The organism is Paracoccus sp. SCN 68-21 (assembly GCF_001724535.1).
GTDB classification, from domain to species: domain Bacteria; phylum Pseudomonadota; class Alphaproteobacteria; order Rhodobacterales; family Rhodobacteraceae; genus Paracoccus; species Paracoccus hibiscisoli.
Genome location: NZ_MEES01000064.1, coordinates 43,745 through 62,534, shown reverse-complemented (window position 1 = coordinate 62,534; position 18,790 = coordinate 43,745). Strand labels below are relative to the sequence as shown.

16 protein-coding genes are annotated in these 18,790 nt (G+C 68.9%); 3 read left to right on the top strand and 13 right to left on the bottom strand.

Going from position 1 to position 18,790, the window contains the following annotated elements:
* Positions 1 to 13: 13 nt before the first annotated feature.
* Positions 14 to 769, bottom strand: coding sequence for an SDR family oxidoreductase (locus ABS73_RS13645; RefSeq protein WP_277023787.1), 756 nt, complete (start codon positions 767 to 769; stop codon positions 14 to 16).
* A gap of 93 nt (positions 770 to 862) precedes the next feature.
* On the opposite strand from ABS73_RS13645, the gene ABS73_RS13640 reads away from it, so the two are divergent.
* Entirely contained in the window at positions 863 to 1,813 is a 951-nt protein-coding gene (locus ABS73_RS13640; RefSeq protein WP_277023788.1) for a 2-hydroxyacid dehydrogenase, read from the top strand.
* Positions 1,813 to 2,841, top strand: coding sequence for an L-idonate 5-dehydrogenase (locus ABS73_RS13635; RefSeq protein ID WP_277023789.1), 1,029 nt, complete (start codon positions 1,813 to 1,815; stop codon positions 2,839 to 2,841). The genes ABS73_RS13640 and ABS73_RS13635 overlap by 1 nt, the downstream gene beginning before the upstream one ends.
* On the opposite strand, the gene ABS73_RS13630 is transcribed toward ABS73_RS13635, so the two are convergent.
* From ABS73_RS13630 to ABS73_RS13575, 12 genes are all read right to left on the bottom strand, one after another.
* Positions 2,838 to 4,532: an alpha/beta hydrolase gene (locus ABS73_RS13630; protein ID WP_277023790.1), complete on the bottom strand. Its 1,695-nt coding sequence runs from the start codon at positions 4,530 to 4,532 to the stop codon at positions 2,838 to 2,840. The two genes, ABS73_RS13635 and ABS73_RS13630, sit on opposite strands and share 4 nt — an antisense overlap.
* A 7-nt stretch (positions 4,533 to 4,539) precedes the next feature.
* Entirely contained in the window at positions 4,540 to 5,949 is a 1,410-nt protein-coding gene (locus ABS73_RS13625; protein ID WP_277023792.1) for a hypothetical protein, read from the bottom strand.
* A gap of 44 nt (positions 5,950 to 5,993) precedes the next feature.
* Positions 5,994 to 8,204, bottom strand: a complete 2,211-nt coding sequence (locus tag ABS73_RS13620; RefSeq protein ID WP_277023794.1) for a tetratricopeptide repeat protein — start codon at positions 8,202 to 8,204, stop codon at positions 5,994 to 5,996.
* 4 nt (positions 8,205 to 8,208) lie between these two features.
* Positions 8,209 to 9,159, bottom strand: coding sequence for a GDP-L-fucose synthase (gene fcl, locus ABS73_RS13615; RefSeq protein ID WP_277023796.1), 951 nt, complete (start codon positions 9,157 to 9,159; stop codon positions 8,209 to 8,211).
* A gap of 8 nt (positions 9,160 to 9,167) precedes the next feature.
* The gene (gmd, locus tag ABS73_RS13610) at positions 9,168 to 10,289 is read right to left on the bottom strand and encodes a GDP-mannose 4,6-dehydratase (RefSeq protein WP_277023798.1); all 1,122 of its coding nucleotides are present in this window, start codon (positions 10,287 to 10,289) and stop codon (positions 9,168 to 9,170) included.
* 185 nt (positions 10,290 to 10,474) lie between these two features.
* The gene (locus ABS73_RS13605; protein ID WP_277023800.1) at positions 10,475 to 11,320 is read right to left on the bottom strand and encodes an SMP-30/gluconolactonase/LRE family protein; all 846 of its coding nucleotides are present in this window, start codon (positions 11,318 to 11,320) and stop codon (positions 10,475 to 10,477) included.
* Complete coding sequence (locus ABS73_RS13600) at positions 11,317 to 11,919, bottom strand: 2-dehydro-3-deoxy-6-phosphogalactonate aldolase (RefSeq protein WP_277023802.1); 603 nt, start codon at positions 11,917 to 11,919, stop codon at positions 11,317 to 11,319. The genes ABS73_RS13605 and ABS73_RS13600 overlap by 4 nt, the downstream gene beginning before the upstream one ends.
* Positions 11,920 to 11,923: 4 nt before the next feature.
* Complete coding sequence (locus ABS73_RS13595) at positions 11,924 to 12,805, bottom strand: 2-dehydro-3-deoxygalactonokinase (RefSeq protein ID WP_277023804.1); 882 nt, start codon at positions 12,803 to 12,805, stop codon at positions 11,924 to 11,926.
* Positions 12,802 to 14,844 (bottom strand): alpha-galactosidase, encoded by a 2,043-nt coding sequence (locus tag ABS73_RS13590; protein WP_277023805.1) that lies wholly within the window; start codon positions 14,842 to 14,844, stop codon positions 12,802 to 12,804. Before ABS73_RS13590 ends, ABS73_RS13595 begins: the two co-directional genes overlap by 4 nt.
* Positions 14,841 to 15,686 (bottom strand): carbohydrate ABC transporter permease, encoded by an 846-nt coding sequence (locus tag ABS73_RS13585; protein ID WP_277023808.1) that lies wholly within the window; start codon positions 15,684 to 15,686, stop codon positions 14,841 to 14,843. The genes ABS73_RS13590 and ABS73_RS13585 overlap by 4 nt, the downstream gene beginning before the upstream one ends.
* Before the next feature lie 3 nt (positions 15,687 to 15,689).
* A complete protein-coding gene (locus ABS73_RS13580; protein WP_277023811.1) occupies positions 15,690 to 16,595 on the bottom strand; it encodes a carbohydrate ABC transporter permease in 906 nt (301 codons plus the stop codon).
* 60 nt (positions 16,596 to 16,655) lie between these two features.
* A complete protein-coding gene (locus ABS73_RS13575) occupies positions 16,656 to 17,891 on the bottom strand; it encodes an ABC transporter substrate-binding protein (RefSeq protein WP_277023812.1) in 1,236 nt (411 codons plus the stop codon).
* Between the two features lie 99 nt (positions 17,892 to 17,990).
* Between ABS73_RS13575 and ABS73_RS13570 the strand changes: the two genes are divergently transcribed.
* Positions 17,991 to 18,788 carry an IclR family transcriptional regulator gene (locus ABS73_RS13570; RefSeq protein ID WP_277023814.1) on the top strand — a complete coding sequence of 266 codons (798 nt, stop codon included), beginning with the start codon at positions 17,991 to 17,993 and terminating at the stop codon, positions 18,786 to 18,788.
* The last annotated feature ends 2 nt before the right edge of the window (positions 18,789 to 18,790 follow it).

Genomic DNA, 18,790 nt, shown 5'->3' with positions numbered 1-18,790 from the left:
GGGTCCTGTCCGGTCAGAGGGATGCGGTGATGCCGCCATCGACGTAAAGCACATGGCCGTTCACGAAGCTGGCCGCGTCGGAGGCCAGAAAGATGCAGGCGCCGACCAGCTCCTCGACCCGGCCCCACCGGCCAGCGGGGGTGCGTTTCTCCAGCCAGGCGGAGAAATCGGGGTCGGCGACCAGGGCCGCGTTCAGCGGCGTGTCGAAATAGCCAGGCGCGATGGCGTTGCATTGCAACCCGTGGCGCGCCCAATCGGTGGCCATGCCCTTGGTCAGGTTGCCCACCGCGCCCTTGGTCGCCGTATAGGGCGCGATGGAGGGGCGGGCCAGCGCGGTCTGGACGCTGGCGATGTTGATGATGCGCCCCGCGCCCCGCGCGATCATGTGCCGCGCCACCGCCTGCCCCACGTTGAAGACAGAGGCCACATTGGTCTGCAGCAGCTGCTGGAAGGCGTCGGCGGGAAACTCCTCCAGCGGCGCGCGGAACTGCATGCCCGCATTGTTGACCAGGATGTGCAGGGGGCCGTGATCGGCCTCGAACCCGTCCACGGCGGCGCGGGCGGCGGCGTGGTCGGTCACGTCGAAGGGCAAGGCGACCGCGCCGGGGATCTGCGCCACCGCCTCGGCCAGGCGGCCCGCGTCGCGCCCGTTCAGCACGACCTGTGCGCCCGCCTGTGCCAGCCCGCGCGCCAGCGCCAGGCCGATGCCCTGCGACGATCCGGTGATCAGGGCGCGGCGGCCGGTCAGGTCGAAAAGCGGGTTGGTCATGGGGCAACCTTTCGGGCGAGTTTGACGATGGACAGGCGTATTTCCCGTCACTATGGTATCGTTAACAAAGCCTGTCAAGCCGCCGGAGGACCAATGTCGCGACCCCAGATCCTGCAGATGGGCCCCTATCCCGCATGGGATCAGGAGCCGCTGGAGCAGATGTTCACCATGCACCGCCTGTTCGAGGCCCCCGACCGCGCGGCCTTCCTGGCCCAGCACGGCGCGCAGGTGCGCGCCATCGCCACGCGCGGAGAGCTGGGCGCGGATGCCGCCCTGATCGCCGCCTGCCCGCGGCTGGAGGTGATCAGCGTCTATGGCGTGGGCACCGATGCGGTCGATCTGGCGGCGGCGCGGGCGCGGGGCATCCGGGTGACCAATACGCCCGACGTGCTGACCGAGGATGTCGCCGATCTGGGCGTCGGCATGGCGCTGGCCCTGTCGCGCGGCATGATCGGGGCCGAGGCCTGGGTCCGCGACGGGTCCTGGGCGGCGCAGGGCGGCTATCCGCTGCAGCGGCGGCTGTCGGGGCGGCGCGCGGGCATCCTGGGGCTGGGCCGGATCGGCATGGCCGTGGCGCAGAGGTTGGCGGCATTCGGCATGCCCATCGCCTATTCGGGCCGCGCGCCCAAGGCGGACGCACCCCACGGCTGGACCTTCCTGCCCGATGCGGTGAGCCTGGCGCAGCAGTCGGACCTGCTGGTCATGGCCCTGTCGGCCACGCCCGAGACGCGCCATATCGTCGATGCCCGCGTGCTGGAGGCGCTCGGGGCCGATGGCATGCTGGTCAATATCTCGCGCGCCGCCAACCTGGATGAGGACGCGCTGTTGGAGGCGCTGGAAGGGGGGCGCATCGCAGGGGCCGCGCTGGACGTGTTCGAGGGGGAACCGGCACTGAACCCGCGCTTTCTGGCGCTGCGCAATGTGGTCCTGCAACCCCATCACGCCAGCGGCACGGTCGAGACGCGCCGCGCCATGGGACAGCTGTTGCGCGACAATCTGGCCGCGCATTTCGCGGGCCGCGCCCTGCCCAGTGAGGTGGCGTGATGCGCGCGCTGGTCATCCATGCCGCAGGCGATCTGCGCCTGGAAGAGCGTCCCGACCCCGCGCCCGGTCCCGGCCAACTGCTGCTGCGCCTGGCCGCCGGGGGGATCTGCGGGTCGGATCTGCACTACGTCAACCATGGCGGTTTCGGCGCGATCCGGTTGAAAGAGCCGATGATCCTGGGCCATGAGGTCTCGGCCCATGTCGAGGCCCTGGGCGAGGGCGTCACCGGGTTTGCGCCCGGCCAGCTGGTTGCGGTGTCTCCGTCGCGGCCTTGCGGGGGGTGCCGGTTCTGCCGCGAAGGGCTGCCCAATCACTGCCTGAACATGCGGTTCTATGGCTCGGCCATGCCGTTTCCGCATGTGCAGGGCGCATTCCGGCAGCTGTTGGTGGCGGATGTGGCGCAATGCGTGGATGCGACCGGGCTGACCCCGGGACAGGCCGCCATGGCCGAGCCGCTGGCCGTCACGCTGCATGCCACGGGGCGGGCGGGGCCGATGCTGGGCGCGCGGGTGCTGGTCACGGGCTGCGGTCCCATCGGGCTGTTGTCGGTGCTGGCCGCGCGGCGGGCGGGGGCGGCGCAGATCGTGGCGGCGGATCTGTCGGATTACACGCTGGATCTGGCGCGGCAGGTGGGGGCGGACCTGACCGTGAACCTGGCCCGCGACCCGGAGGGTCTGGCCGGATATGGCGCGGACAAGGGGCATTTCGACGTGCTTTATGAATGCACCGGCGCGCAGCCCGCGCTGGTCGCAGGCATCGGCGCGATGCGCCCGAGGGGCGTCGTGCTGCAGCTGGGCCTGGGGGGCGACATGAGCCTGCCGATGATGGCCATCACCGCCAAGGAGCTGGACCTGCGCGGCAGCTTCCGCTTTCACGACGAGTTCGCGACCGGCATCGCGCTGATGCGGCAGGGGCTGATCGACGTGACGCCGCTGATCAGCCATACCGTGCCGCTGGAGCGCGCGGTCGAGGGGTTCGCCCTCGCCTCGGACCGCAGCCGGGCGATGAAGGTGCAGATCGCCTTTTAGGGCGCGGCCAGAGCCTGTTCGCGGGCGCGGAAATGCGCCCGCAGCGCGGCCAGCCGGTCGGCATCCCAGCCCGGCGGGTCGGTCACCGCCAGCCAGGGGTCGATGTGATCGACATAGGAGTAAAGGTGCCCGTGACCCATCGGCACCTCCAGCGCGATGGCCATGTCGAAGGCCAGCTGCAGCTGGGTCACGATGGGATACCAGCGCAGCGCGTCCGAGACTTCGGGCGCGCGGGGATAGGCCAGCCAGCCGGGTGGGCGGAACCCGCTGTCGGGGCGGAAGAACACGATCGGGTCGCTGCCATATTGCAGATAGACGATGCGCACCCGGCCCCAGGGCCCGTCGCCGATATCGTCGCGCCGCCCGTCGGTAAAGCGCACGACCTCTCCGGTGGTCAGCTGCGGCAGCCAGGCGGGGGAACCGGGGTCGCGCTCCGCCGTCAGCGTCTGCCACAGCGGGCTGACGAAGGGCGGCCCGACCCAGAGCGCGCCATCGACGGGCCGGTCCAGCATCTCGTGCAGGCGCAGCGATTGCTGCGAGGCATGCGCGCCCAGGCTGAGACCGTAGAGATAGAGGCGCGGGCGCGCCTCGGGCGGGCGTTCCAGCCACAGGCGGTGGACGGCGGCGAACAGCGCGCGCCCGGCATCGGTCGCGTAATCAGGCTGGACCAGCAGCGAGATCCAGCTTTGCAGATAGGAATATTGCAGCGCCACGGTGGCCACGTCGCCGTGGTTCAGCATCTCCAGCGGCTCGATCGCGGCGGGGTCCATCCAGCCGGTGCCGGTGGGCATGGCCACGACCAGCGTGGCGCGTTCGAACCCGCCCGCCCGCTCCAGTTCGCGCGCGGCCAGGGCGGCGCGGGCCTCCAGCGTGGGGGCGGCGTTCAGGCCGACATAGACGCGCAGGGGCTGGCGCGCGGGGCGGCCCGTCACCGCCGTCAGGCTGTCGGGGTCGGGGGTGTTTGCGACAAAGATCCGCCCCTCGCGGCCCAGATCCTGCCAGGCGACCAGCGATCCGGGGCCGCCGGGCTGGAACGCCCCGGTGGGGGGCGTCAGGTCGGCCGGGATCAGCGCGTCCAGCGCCTGCGCGCTGGTGTCGATGCTGCGCACCACGCCGCGCAGCAGGACGCCGCTGAACACCTGCTGGGCCAGAAACAGCGTGATGACGATGCCCAGGACTCGCGCCGGGCGGGGCGGCAGGACCCGCGCGATGTGGCGGCTGACCAGCCGGACCAGCGCCGCCAGCAGCTTGGCCACGATCAGCAGGGCGGCGGCGACCACGATGCCGTGGCCCGCCACGATCAGAGGCGCGGCGCCTTCGGACGGAGGCAGGGCCATGGCGGCGCGGATGTCGTTCTGCCAGCGGGTCGAGCGCGCCAGGAACACCAGGATGATCGCCAGCGCGCCCAGCCCCATCAGCGGCACCACGATGCGCGCCTGCCGGTCGGGCAGGCCGGGCAGCTGCAGATAGCGCCACAGCATCCCCGCCGCGACCGTCGCGCCATATCCGGCGGCAAAGCTGGTGCCTGCCAGGATGCCTTGGATGTCGGGGCTGCGGGGGATCAGGCTGGGGGTCAGGGCGGCGGCCACGAACAGCGCCCCCACCACCAGCCCCACCCCGGGCGTCCGCCGGTCCAGCCAGGCGATCAAGCCGCGCCCCAGGGCCGTGCGGGGGGTGGAGGACCGGGTCACGCCGGCCTCAGGTCGCGCCGTCCAGCCACTGGACGACCAGGTCGTTCAGCTGGCGGTCGAACCGCTCGATATCGCCGGACTGCTCCAGCGCGGGGTCGGGAAAGCCTTGCGCGGCCAGCGCATCGACCAGCCGCAGCATCGCCCCGTGGCCCGGCCCGTCGCGATGGGTGCCATGGGCGGCCTTGAACGCGTCGCGCGCAGGGGTGGCCATGCGCGCCCAGACACAGGCGGCCATCAGCACGGTTGCCAGGTCGGCCATGTCGTCCAGGGTCTGGCGCAGCGCCTGGTGGACCATCGCGGGCAGATCGTCGGGGGCGACGGGCACGCCCTCGATCGCGCGGTCGGCCAGCTGCAGGTTCACATGGGCGGTGGCGGTACGCCAGAAGTCCTGCTCCAGCTCGAATGCGTCCTTGAGGCCGTGCAGGCGGGCGGCCAGGATGCGGTTCTGGCTGACCACATGCTGCAGATGGTCGCGGCAGATTGCGCCGCCGCCTTGGGTGGCCAGGGTCGTGGCCTCGCGCAGCACGATTGGGCTGGGGCGGTTGCGGGGCACCTGGCGCGGGGGGGCGCCGGTCAGGGCGGGGATCATCGCGTCGATGACGCCGTCGTCGCCCTGCGCCTGCAAGCGCTGGATGACACCCCCGATCACCGCCAGATGGGCCGAGGGCGTGGCGATGGGCGCCATGCGGCGGCGCTGGCTTTCCAGCATGTCGGGGGCGGCACCGTGCAGGTCCAGATAGGCCGCGCCGGACTGGTGGACCAGGACCGAGGCGATGGCCTCGGCATGCAGGTGGCGGCGCATAAGGGGGTTCGGATTGCCGGTCTGGTCGGGCTGATCGGTCAGCAGGCGCGGATCGGCGCAGGCCTGCATCCAATCGTCCAGAAAGGCCAGCGCGTCCGGGGTCGGGCGATAGAACAGCGGGCTGGCATGGATGAAGGGCGCCTGGCGGGCCTCGGGGGTGTCGGCCTCCAGCAGGGTCAGGGCGTCGCGCTTGGTCAGATGCTCCTGCGCGGACCAGGCGGATGCGCTGCCATGCACAAAGCCCTGCGGCGCGGCACGGCACAGCGCCAGCAGCCGGTCGGGCAGGGCCGGCAGGCCGCGCAGCGCGCCGGGCGCGTGGCTGCCGGTGTCGTGATGGACGACGACGTCGTCGGGCCCGACCTGGGACAGCATCTGACGCACCACGAAGGGCCGCCACGCGCCAAAGGCCACGCCGCGCCCGTCGCGGGGCACGGTGGGGTTGGCGTCCCAGAAGCCGTCGGCCTCCAGCCGGTCGGCGGTGTAATGGATCGCGCTGTCGAAACCCGCCCCCGCCGCGCTGTCGCAGAGGAACCGGGCATTGTCGTGATAGGGCTGCGTGCCGTCCGAAAAGACCAGCAGATGCACGCGTCCGCGGGGGGGGCTGTTATCGCTCATGCGGGGTGGTATTCCATTGGCTGATGCGGAACGCCACCCTTTTGTCAGCCCTTGCTGAGCCGGGCGTGGCGACGGGCATATTGCTGCTTGTCGGGATAGCGTTTGATCAGCCGCTGCAGGCGGCTAAGGGCCTCGTCGCGCTGACCGGCGCGGATCAGCAGGTCGGTGTTCAGCATGACCAGCGGCGGGTGGTCGTCCGCCCATTGCAGCGTCCAGTCCAGCACCGCCCGTGCGCCCGCATCGTCGCCCTGATCGGCCTTCATCTGCGCCAGGTCGCATTGCCGCCGCCAGTTCAGCGGCGCCAGCGCCAGCCCGCGTTCCAGCAGGCGGATGGCGTCGGGCACCCGGTCCGCCGCCTGCGCGGCATCGGCCGCCAGGAACAGGATCGACGGGAACAGCAGCCGCCCCTCGTCCATCAGGGCGACCAGCGCCTCGGCCGCGCCGGGCGTGTCGCCGGCGCGCATCTGGAACAGCGCCCTGAGCGCGCGCAGGATCGAGGCGCGCGGCGCCAGGCGGATCGCCTCGTCCATGGCGGCCAGGGCCTCCAGGTGGCGGTCCTGTTCGTGGCGCAGCTCGGCCAGACGCTTGTGAAAGATGGCGATCTGCGGTTTGGCGGCGATGGCCTCGGTCAGCATGGTTTCGGCCTGGTCCAGATCGCCCTCGCGCAGCGCGATCATGCCGGTGAAGCTGTCGAAATGCGGCTTGAGGTCGGGCGACCAGACCCGGCGTTCCAGAATCCGCAGGATGGTGCGGAAATGGCCGCGGAACTTGTAATGCCCGCGCAGGTCGGAGCGGGTGAAATCGGGCCATTCCCAGACCATCACCCGGTTGGTGGGCACCATCCGTTCGAACCCCAGCACGCCCGCGTCGATCAGCGGGGTGTAATAGTTGCGGACGTGATCGACGACGAAGCGGTTGGGGAACAGCCGCTCGATCTCGGGGTCGGTGATCCAAAAGTTGCTGTCGTCGAAATCGCCCTGGGCGCGCAACAGGCCCGCCAGGGCATTGATCTCTCCCTCCACCGGCTCGTGCCAGAAGGCCGAGGTGATCTGCTGCAGCCCCGCCTGCCTGCGGCCCAGCATCAACAGCGCCAGCCCGTGATACAGCGCGACCTGCGCAAAGCTGCGCTGAAACGCGACAAAGCCGCGGTCGATGGCGGCGCGCATGTCGCAGATCTGCTGATACTGGCCGTCGAAATACATCTCGCGGACGGTCATCGCGTGGACGAAGGCGATGTTCAGCCCGCCCTCGATATGCTGGCGGGCGATGCGGATGAATTTGGCCCGGCGCCCGGTCTTGACCAGATGCTCGCAGGCATAGACCAGATACTGGCCGATCTCGCCCTCGTTGGCGAACAGGTGCGGCTCGTCGCGCAGACGGGCGGCCAGCAGGTCCAGCGCCTCGTGGCGGGCCTCGGGGGTGATCTGGGATTCGACGTCGCGGAAATCGCCGCCGCCGATGGTCTTGGCGGTCGAGCTGAAGGCCGACGAGGGCGGCGCCACGATCAGGTCAGACAGCGACATCGCGAACAGCTCCAGCGCGTCGCGCTGCACCTCGGTCAGGGCGCTGGTATCGGCGATGCGCGCGAAGGTCAGCAGGCCGGGGAACATCGCGGTATAGCGGTCCAGCACGGCCTGATTGTCGCTGAACAGGATGGTGCGGGTGCCGTCGCCCTCCAGATTGGCGCGGATATGGGTCTCGAAGAACTCGTCGGGGACGAACTTGTTCGGCCAGGCGCGGTTCATGGCGCGCATGTCGCTGGTCAGATCGCCCCGGCGGATGTGATAGGACACCGTCCGCCGCCCGTCGCGCAGCTGGTCGCGCAGCGCGTCCAGATGCTGCGCCAGAACCGGGTTCAGCGGCAGGTCGTCGACCACGGCGCGGAAGGTCCGCGCGACCTGCGCCTCGTCCTCGAAGGGCAGGCGCAGCACGTCGAAGGGCGGGTCCAGCAGCACGTGCATGCCGCCCTCCAGATGCTGCAGGAAGGCCTCACGGGTCTGGCTGTGGATCACGGTGCCGATGGCGGTCGCGCTTTCCTTCATCTGGCGATAGGTCGGCTTGTCGATGAAATGGTCACGCACGAAATCGGGGTGGAACAGTTCCGACCCGTCGCCCAGCCCGTCGCTGTCGCGCCAATGCACGACGAAGGGCAGGTCATAGCTGCGCGCGAAACGCAGCGTGTTCAACAACGCGATCAGCCGACCGCCCATGCGGTCGGCGCGGAATGCGATCAGCTTGCCCTGTGTCCCGGCCATGCGCTCAGCCCGCGTGATGTGCGAGGAACCAGCGATAGGCATCCGCGATGCCCTCGCGCAGCGCGACCTGCGGCCGCCAGCCCATCGCCGTCAGTTTGTCCGAGGACATCAGCTTGCGCATGGTGCCGTCGGGGCGCGTCAGGTCGTTGGTGATCCGCCCGCGATAGCCCACGACCTCGGCCACCATGGCGGCCAGCTCGCCGATGGCGATGTCGGTGCCCGAGCCGACGTTCAGATGCGACAGCATCGGCTCGGTCTGCGCGTCATAGGCGGCGCGGTCCAGGTCGAACACGAACAGCGAGGCGCGCGCCATGTCGTCCACATGCAGGAATTCGCGGCGCGGCGTGCCGGTGCCCCACATCACCACCTCGGGCAGGTCGTCGCGCGCGGCCTCGTGGAAGCGGCGGATCAGGGCGGGCATCACATGGCTGTTCTCTGGGTCGAAATTGTCGCCCGGACCGTACAGGTTCGACGGCATCACCGACCGGTAATCGGTGCCGTATTGCCGGTTATAGCTTTCGCACAGCTTGATGCCCGCGATCTTGGCGATGGCATAGGGCTCGTTCGTGGGCTCCAGCGGGCCGGTCAGCAGGGCGTCCTCGCGGATGGGCTGATCTGCCTCGCGCGGATAGATGCAGCTGGAGCCCAGCTGCAGCAGCCGCGTGACGCCATGGGCCCAGGCCTCGTGGATGACGTTGCATTCGATCATCAGGTTGCGGTGGATGAATTCCGCCGGATAGGTGTTGTTGGCATGGATGCCGCCCACCTTGGCCGCGGCCAGGATCACCGCATCGGGCCGTTCCGCCGCCATGAAGGCGCGCACGGCGGCCTGTTCGGTCAGGTCCAGCTCGGCGCTGGTGCGGGTGATCAGGGTGACGCCATCGCGGTCCTGCAGCTGACGCAGGATCGCGCTGCCGACCATGCCGCGATGTCCTGCCACAAAGATGCGCGTCATGGCGGGCCTCAGCTTTCGTGATAGAGGGGCATGTCATAGCCATGCGTGCGCAGCAGGGCGTGGCGGCGGGCCGATTTCAGATCCTCGGCCACCATCTCCTCGCACATCTGCTGGGTGGTGATCTCGGGGACCCAGCCCAGCTTTTCCTTGGCCTTGGTCGGATCGCCCAGCAGGGTTTCCACCTCGGTCGGGCGGTAATAGCGCGGGTCGATCCGCACGATCACGTCGCCCGCCTTGACCGCAGGGGCCTGATCGCCGGTCACCGCCTCGACGATGCCGATCTCGGCCTCGGCCGTGCCCTCAAAGCGCAGCGTGATGCCCAGATGCGCCGCCGACCATTCGATGAACTGGCGCACGGAATACTGGACCCCGGTGGCGATCACGAAATCCTCGGCCACGTCCTGCTGCAGCATCATCCACTGCATGCGGACGTAATCCTTGGCATGACCCCAGTCCCGCAGCGCGTCGATATTGCCCATGTAAAGGCAATCCTCCAGCCCCTGGGCGATATTGGCCAGACCGCGGGTGATCTTGCGCGTGACGAAGGTCTCTCCGCGGCGGGGGGATTCGTGGTTGAACAGGATACCGTTGCAGGCATAGATCCCATAGGCCTCGCGATAATTCACCGCGATCCAATAGGCATACATCTTGGCCACCGCATAGGGCGATCGCGGATAGAAGGGCGTCGTCTCGCGCTGCGGGATCTCCTGGACCAGGCCATAGAGCTCGGAGGTCGAGGCCTGGTAGAAGCGGGTCTTCTCCTCCAGCCCCAGAAACCGGATCGCCTCGAGGATGCGCAGCGTGCCGATGGCGTCCACGTTGGCGGTGTATTCGGGGGTGGCGAAACTGACTGCGACATGGGACTGCGCGCCCAGGTTATAGACCTCGTCGGGTTTGACATCGGCCATGATGCGCATCACCGAGGAGGTGTCGCCCAGGTCGCCGTAATGCAGGAACATGCGCGCGTTGTCGGCATGGGGGTCCTGATAGATATGGTCGATGCGCTGCGTGTTCAGCGAGGACGACCGGCGTTTGATTCCGTGGACCTCATAGCCCTTTTCCATAAGCAGTTCGGCCAGATAGCTTCCGTCCTGCCCGGTAATTCCGGTAATCAGCGCCCGTTTGGTCATGGCCGTCCCTCTTGTCACTCAGCACTTACGCTTTTGGCACCCATGGCACCGTCGCTGCCGGTTTACGGCAGGCCCAAGATCAATGCCATAGTCATGTTCCGCGCATTTTTCCGAACCGCTGCCCCTGCCGCAGCGCGGCAACAGCCCATGCGTGCCTGCCCGAGGAACGGGCAGGTGGGCGACCCTCAGCACAGGATCACCCGATGTTCGGGCTGTCCCGCGACGCCTGCCGGGACCGCGAAGGTGCAGCCGTCGCCCGCCTGCGGATCGTCCAGCCCCTGACGCGCCGAGGTCGCGAACAGCGTCGTCAGGCTGGCCCCGCCGAAGGCCGGGCAGGACACGTGCCGCGCGGGCAGCACGATCGCCCGGTCGAACCGCCCCTGACGGTCATAGCGCGCGACGCGGGACGCGCCCCATTGCGCCGACCACAGCCCGCCTTCGCTGTCGATCACCGCGCCGTCGGGGTTCAGCCCTTCGGCCGACAGGTCAATGAAGGGCTGCGGGTCGCCCAGGGGCCAGCCGTCGCGATCCAGCCGGACCTGCCAGATCATCGACCGGTCGGTATCGGCGAAATGCGCCAGATCGCCCTCGGGGGAAAAGCAGATGGCGTTGGTGATGGTGATGGCCGGGAACAGGCGGCGCAATTCGCCCCTGTGGTACCGCCAGATCGACCCGGCGCCCGGTTCGGCGTTCAGCCCCATCGTGCCGATCCAGAACCCGCCCTGCGGATCGGCGCGGCCATCATTGCTGCGCGTCACCGGGTTGTCGGCCTCCAGCGGCACCAGCGGCGTGCTGGTCCCATCGCGCAGATCGAACAGCGACAGCGCCCGGGCCGAGGCCACGACGATGCGGTCGCGGTCCACCAGCCCCGCCGCCGAGACGTGGTCGGGGAAATCCCAGTGCTGGCGCGCGCCGTCCTGGGGTTTCAGGAACAGGCGTTTCTGGATGATGTCGAACCAGATCAGGGCGTTGCGGTCGGGATGCCACAGCGCGCCCTCGCCCAGGGTGCAGGGGGTGGGGTCAAAGATCATGCCGATGCCTCCCATGCCGCGACCATCGCGCGGGCCTTGTCCGCGACCGTGGCCGCATCATCGCCGGGTTTGTACAGCGCCGATCCGATGCCGAACCCCGCCGCCCCCGCGCGCCGCCAGTCGGCCATGGTATCCGCGGACACCCCGCCCACCGCCCAGCATTCCGTGCCCTGGGGCAGCACCGCCCGCATGGCGCGCAGGCCCGTGGGGCCGATCAGCTCTCCGGGAAACAGCTTCAGCCCCGTCGCGCCCGCCGCCAGCGCGGCAAAGGCCTCGGACGGGGTCATGACGCCGGGATAGCTGGCCATCCCTGCGGCCACGGTGGCGCGGATCACGGTCGCGTCGCAATTGGGCGACAGCACCATCCGGCCCCCCGCATCGGCCACCTGCGTGACCTGGTCGGGCGTCAGCACGGTGCCCGCGCCGATCTGCGCCACGTCGCCAAAATCGCGCACCAGACGCGCGATGCTGTCCAGCGGGTCGGGAGAGTTCAGCGGCACCTCCAGCCGGGTGATGCCGGCGTCGATCAGGGCGCGGCCGATGGCGGGGGCGTCTTGCGGGGTCAGGCCGCGCAGGATGGCGATCAGGGGGCGGGACATGGGATCATCCTTGCAGGAATTGGCGATGGGCGGCGGCCAGGCCCGCCAGGGTCGCGTCGGCCACGGACATGCGCGCGGGCGCCAGCCCCTGCGCCGTCAGCGCCTCGGCATAGAGCGCCGACAGCGCGGGCGCGCCGATGATGGTCACGTCGCAGCCAAGCCACCAGGGGCGGGCGGCGGCCAGCTCCCACCCGATCAGCGTGCCGGACAGGCGGGCGCGGGCCGTGGCCGGGTCCAGATCCGCCAGCAGCGATTCCGCGCGCAGCTGGAACAGCCCGGCATAGCCGCGTTCGGGCCGCGCCATCGCGTCCGAGACCGCGCCCCGGAACACCGCCGGATCGCAGGCGCCCGTGCCCACCGAATGGCGCAGGACCGACTGTTCCGCCAGCAGGCCGAAGATCTCTCCGGTCATGAAGCTCTTGAAGTTGCAGATCTCTCCGGCGGAAATGCGGACCCATTTCGTATGCGTGCCGGGCAGGCAGGCGATGCCGTCGAAGTCCGGGGACAGCGCCAGAAGACCCGCGATCTGGGTCTCCTCTCCGCGCATCACGTCGGCGGGGGCGTCCTGGCGGATGCCGCAGACGATGCGCACCGGGCGCCCGCCCGGATCGCCGGGCACCGCGACCATGCGCGGGGTGGCGGGGCAGGGGACGGCGGCATAGGGGGCCTCGACCCAGCCCTGGCGTGAGCCGACCATGCCGCAGGCGATGACCGGGACGGCGGGCCAGCCATCGGTCGCCTGCGCCAGCACGCGTGCGAATTGATCGGGGGTCAGGCTGGCCATGCCCTGGTCGCTGCTGCGGGCCTCGACCGGGCTGCGGCCGGACATGGCCCACAGGCGCAGGTTGGTGGTGCCCCAATCGGCGGCGATCCAGTCTATCGTCACAGTTTCACCCCTTCGATGACGGCGATGGTCTGCGGGAACGCGGGCGGCAGGGCAACCCCATTCGCCATCAGCGCCGCGCCGGGCAGGGTCACCGGCCCCCGCGACAGCGCCACCACGGAACTGGGATGCCCGCGCGGATGTTCCAGCATCGTCAGACGATACTGCGCCGCCGGGTCCAGCCCGGTCAGGCGCAAGGGCGGCGGCTGCACCGCCACGGGCGCGTCGATCTGGGCGGCAAAGACGACCAGGCGATGGCCGTCCGCGGCCATCTGCATCTCGGCCAGGGCGCCCGCGGGGCGGTCCAGCCGCCAGATGTCGCCCGCCATCATCCAGTCGCGATTGGCCTTCCACCAGGCGGTGACGCGGGTCAGGGTCTCGGCCTCGGGTTCGGTCAGTTCGCGCGGGTCCATCTCGAAGCCCATGTGGCGCTGTGCCGCCGTCCAGGCGCGCAAGGCCATGGGCAGCACCCGCCCCGAGGTGTGGCAGTCGCGCGGGCCCACATGGCTGCCCGTGACGCAGGCGGGCAGCAGCATCGCGGCGTGATGCTGGATGCGCAGCCGTTCGATCGCGTCATTGCTGTCGGACAGCCAGACGCGGCCGCAGCGGGTCAGGATGCCCGCGTCGATGCGGCCGCCGCCCGATGCGCAGCTTTCGAATTCCACCTGCGGGTGGGCCGCGCGCAGCCGGTCGAACAGCGCATAGACGCCCCGCGTCTGGCCCGCGTCGGGATAGGGCGTCAGGCGGTTGTGGTCCCATTTGACATAGTCGATGTCCCACGTGCCCAGGATGCCGCCGACGCGGTGGAACAGGTGGTCGCGCACATCGTCGCGGGTCATGTCCAGATGCAGCTGGTTGCGGCCCCGGATCTGGTCCGCCGGCCCCAGCACCCAGTCCGGATGGGCGCGATAGAGGTCGCTGTCCTCGTTGATCATCTCAGGCTCGAACCACAGGCCAAAGCGCATGTTCAGGGCGTGGATCTTGTCGATCAGCGGCTGGAATCCGTGGGGATGCTTGCGCGGGTCGATGGCCCAATCGCCCAGGGACGAGGTGTCGTCGTCGCGCTGTCCGAACCAGCCGTCGTCCAGCACGAACCGCTCGGCCCCCAGGGCCGCCGCGCGTTCGGCGATGTCGGACAGCTCGGCCGCGTCATGGCGGAAATAGATCGCCTCCCACCCGTTGTAATGCACCGGGCGGGGCTGGCGCGCGGGCGGCAGGGCGTCGCGGATCGCGCGCTGGAAGGGGATCGCCACGCTGTTCAGGCCCGCATCGCCGCGGGCCAGCCAGATCTCTGCGGTCTGGAACACCGTGCCGGGCGCGCGTTCGGACCCTGAGCAATGGCCCAGCTGGATCTGGCGGCGGCCTTCGGGCAGGGCCTCGACCAGCATGCGGTGGCCGCCGGACCATCCGTAATGCAGGGCCACGGCCTCTCCGCCGGTGTTGGTGGTGCCGGGCGCGGTCAGCCACAGATGCGGCGGATGTTCGTGTCCCGACCGGCCCGTGCGCGCATCGCGCAGGCGCGCGCCGTGGTCCAGCGTGCTGGTCACCGGCTGGAATTCGCGCGTCCAGCGGCCCGCCAGTTCGGTCAGCTGGGTCAGATGCGCAGGCACCGGCAGGGCCAGCGCCAGATGGTGCAGCGTCAGCGCCGCGTCGGACGACAGCCGCGCGGACAGGCCGATCAGCCCGTGATCCATCGCGCGGATGGTGATGTCCAGCCGCAGGCCCGGCGCGACGTGGTGCAGGGTCAGCGCATCGCCCTGATCGGCGCCGTCAAACCGCCACTCCGGCTCCAGTGGCAGGCCGTTCTGGAACGCGACCAACCCCGGCTGGCCTGGAAAGCTTCGCCGCGCCTCGGGGATCAGCGACAGGGGCGGCAGCGCGTCCAGCATGCCGCCGGTGATGCCGCCCGCCGCCGCCGCGACCAGCGCGTCCAGGTCGGTGTCGCCGGGCAGGGGCGCGCCCCAGTAATGGCAACAGGCTATGCCGCCGTCGCTGGCCAGGACCATAGTCTGGGCAGGCGTGTCGATGCGCCACAGCCTCATTTCACCGCGCCCAGGGTCAGTCCGGCGATGAAATGCCGCTGCATCAGGAAGAACATCAGCACGGGCGGCAGGGCGGCCAGGATGGACCCCGCGCTGACCAGATGCCAGGCGGCGATCCACTGGCCGTTCAGGCTGTTCAGGCCCGCCGTCACCGGCTGCGTGCTGGCACCCGTGGTCAGCACCATGGCCCAGAAATAATCGTTCCAGATGAAGGTGAAGACCAGCACCGACAGCGCCGCGATGGCGGGCCGCACCAGCGGCAGGACGATGTGCCAGAAGATCTGCCATTCTGTGACGCCTTCGACGCGGGCGGCCTCGATCAGTTCGCGCGGCAGGGCCTTGATGAAGTTGCGCATGAACAGCGTGCAGAACCCGGTCTGAAAGGCGATGTGGAACAGCGCCAGCCCGGTGATGGTGTTGTACAATCCAAGATCGACCGTCAGGTCGCGCACCGGCACCATCAGGATCTGGAAGGGCACGAAATTGCCCGCCACGAACATGAAGAACACCAGCAGCGACAGGCGGAACTTGTACACCGCCAGCGCGAATCCGGTCAGGCAGGACAGCGCCACCGCGCCGATCATCACCGGGATGGTGATGCGAAAGCTGTTCCAAAGGTACTGTGCCAGGGGCGAATTGCGGAACACATCGGCGTAATTCTCGAAGGCCAGCCGCGAGGGGATGCCGAAATAGTTGCCCGCGGCCAGATCGCCCGACGGACGCACCGAGGTCATCGCGACCCCCAGCAGCGGCAGCAGCCACAGGATCAGCATGATCGGCAGCACGATCTTGTAGGTGCGCTGCGCTGCGGGGGACATCGTCTGGATGGGACGGGGGAACATGGGTCAGGCCCCTTTCTCGTCGCGCCACATCTTCCAGATGAAGCCCGAGATGAAGATCATCATGATCGCGAACAGGACGACCGCGATGGCCGCGCCGTAGCCCATGCGATAGCCGTATTCCGACAGCGCCTGTTCGTACATGTAATAGGACAGCACGCGCGACGACCCGAAGGGCCCGCCCGAGGTCATGATGCTCACCAGATCGAAGCTGCGCAGCGCACCGATGACGGTCACGACCACGGCGATGAAGGTCGCCGGGCGCAGTTGCGGCAGCACGACATGCCACAGCATTCGCCAGCCCTTGGCGCCGTCCAGCCGCGCGGCCTCGATCTGGTCGGGGGCGACGGCGTTCAGGCCGGTCAGGTACAGGATCATGCAATAGGCAATCTGCGGCCACAGGCCCGCCGCGATGATGCCGTAGGTGACGAAGCGTTCGTCGGCCAGGATCGCGACGCCCGTGCCCGTGGCCCATTCGATCAGCGCATAGAGCAGCCCGAAGCCCGGCGCATAGAACCACGAAAAGATCAGCCCCACGACCACCTGGCTGATAACGAAAGGAAAGAAGAACAGCGACTTGTAGATGCGGATGCCGCGGATCGTCTGGTTCAGGAACAGCGCGATCATCAGCCCAAGGGGCACCGCCAGCAGATACAACGCCAGCCAGATCACGTTGTTCTTCAGGCTGGTATAAAAGGCCTCGTCCCACCACAGCTCGTCGTAATTGGCCAGGCCGACCCAGGTCATCGGGCCCAGCCCGTCCCAATCGTGGAAGCTGACCCAGACCGACTGAAAGATCGGGATGATCACGTAGACCGAAAACATCAGCAGGCCCGGCGCCAGGAACAGCCAGGGCGTCAGCTGACGCCGGGACCGGCGGCGCGGCGGGGGGGTGTCGGGCAGGGCGGTCATGGTGCCACCTTCATCTTGCGGGGAAACGCGCGGGCAGGGGCGTCCCTGCCCGCGACGGGATCACTGGGCGTAGACGCGCTGGCGCTGACGCTCCAGCCGTTCGAGGATGGCGTCCAGGCGTTCGGGGCGGACCATGAACTCCTGGAAGCCCTCCATCCCGGCCTTGGCCATTTCCGGCGGCGCGTCGCGGTCAAAGAACTGCGCGATGCCGCCCTCGGCGGTGGACAACATCTCGAACCCGGCCTGCAGGAAGGGGTCGTCGCCCACCGTCGCCTCGGCATTGACCGGCAGCTGGCCCAGGGCCGCGTTCAGCGTGGTCTGCACGTCGGGACGCGCGGCAAAGGCCAGGAACAGCTTGGCATCGTCGGGGTTCTTGGCGCCCGCGGGGATGTGCAGCGTGTCGGTCGGGGCCTCTTCGGCGCGGGGGATGTCGGCGTTGATCGTGGGGAAGGACATGAAGCCCAGGCTGTCATCCGTCATGCCGCCATCCTTGAAGCTGGCGACCGCGAAATTGCCCATGACGTAGTTGGCGGCCTTGCCCTGCACCAGGTTCGACACCGCATCCTGCCAGTCGATCGCGGCATGGTTGGCCGAGACATAGGGCAGCACCTTTTCGAATTCGGCAAAGACCGCGCGCACGCTGTCGTCGGTCCAGGGGATCTCTCCGTTGGTCAGTTGCATGTGCCAGTCATAACCATTGGTGCGCAGCGACAGATAGTCGAACAGCCCCGCCACCGGCCACAGCGCCTTGGACCCGGTGGTCAGGCAGTCGATGCCCGCAGCCTTGAACGCCTCGCAATTGGCCAGGAACCCCTCCCATGTGTCGGCGGGCTCGACGCCCACCTGCGCATAGACGTCGCGGTTCATGTAGACGCCCCACTGATAATAGGTGAAGGGCACGCCCCATTGCTTGTCGTCGATGGTCATCGCCGAGAGGGTCGAGGACAGGCTGTCGGTCAGCCCGTGTTCCGCCCAGACATCCGACACGTCCATGAACTGGCCCGCATCGACAAAGGGGCGCATGCGGTTGCCTGCGAACCAGAACACCACATCGGGCGCATCGGCGGTCAGAAAGTTGCGGATCGCGGTCTTGTAGCCCTCGTGGTCGAAGGTGTTCACCTGCACGTCGATCTCGGGGTTCTCGGCCTCGAAATCCGCGACCAGCTGCTCGAACGCGGCCTTGGGGGCGGGGTCGGATGCGTTGCTGTTGAACACCAGAACCCGGCTTTTGGCAAAGGCGGGGGCGGCGGTGGACAGCAGCATCGCCAGCACCAGCCCTTTTCTCAGATGGACCATGGTCTCCCTCCCATTTTGGTTCCACATAATGAAACTTAGTTTTGAATATTGAAACTATGCTGCGAATCGCATAGCCTGTCAACAACGAGGGAGGACGCCGTGACAGGGCAGGGACGCGAGACGACCGACGGCACCGTGGGCCGCACGCTGGCCGTGCTGGACCTGGTGGCGGCCTTCGGGCGGCCGGTGCGCTTTGCCGAGATCTTGCCGATGGCGGGCCTGCCCAAGGCGACGCTGTACCGGTTCCTGCAGGCGCTGACGCATCAGGACATGCTGGCCTATGACGACGACCGCCAGACCTATGCCCCCGGCATGCGGCTGGTGCGGCTGGCCCATGCGGCCTGGGCGCAGTCCAGCTTGGCGCCCCTAGCGCAGGAGGTGCTGGACCGGCTGGCGGTCGATCTGGGCCAGACGGTGCATCTGGCGCAGCTGGACAACGGCGCGGTCCTTTATGTGGACAAGCGCAACGCCAAGCTGCCGGTCGAGATGTTCGCCCAATCGGGCAAGGTCGGCCCCGCCTATTGCACCGGCGTGGGCAAGGCGATGCTGGCCCATCTGCCCGAGGACAAGCTGGCCGCCGCCCTGTCTCGGCAGTCCTATCACGCGCATACGCCCAACACCCTGACCACGCCCGAGGCGCTGCGCGCAGAACTGGTTCGCATCCGCCAGCGCGGCTATGCCCTGGACGACGAGGAGCACGAGATCGGCATCGCCTGCATCGCGGCACCGATCCTGTCGGGCACCGGGCGGGTGCTGGGCGCGATTTCGGTCACCACCACCACGGCCACGACCAGCCGCGCGCAACTGCTGGCGCTGGCCGGTCCCGTCACCCAAGCAGCGGCCCAGATCGCCGCGACCGCCGACACCTGGCGGTTCCCCGAACACAAGCAAGCATGAGG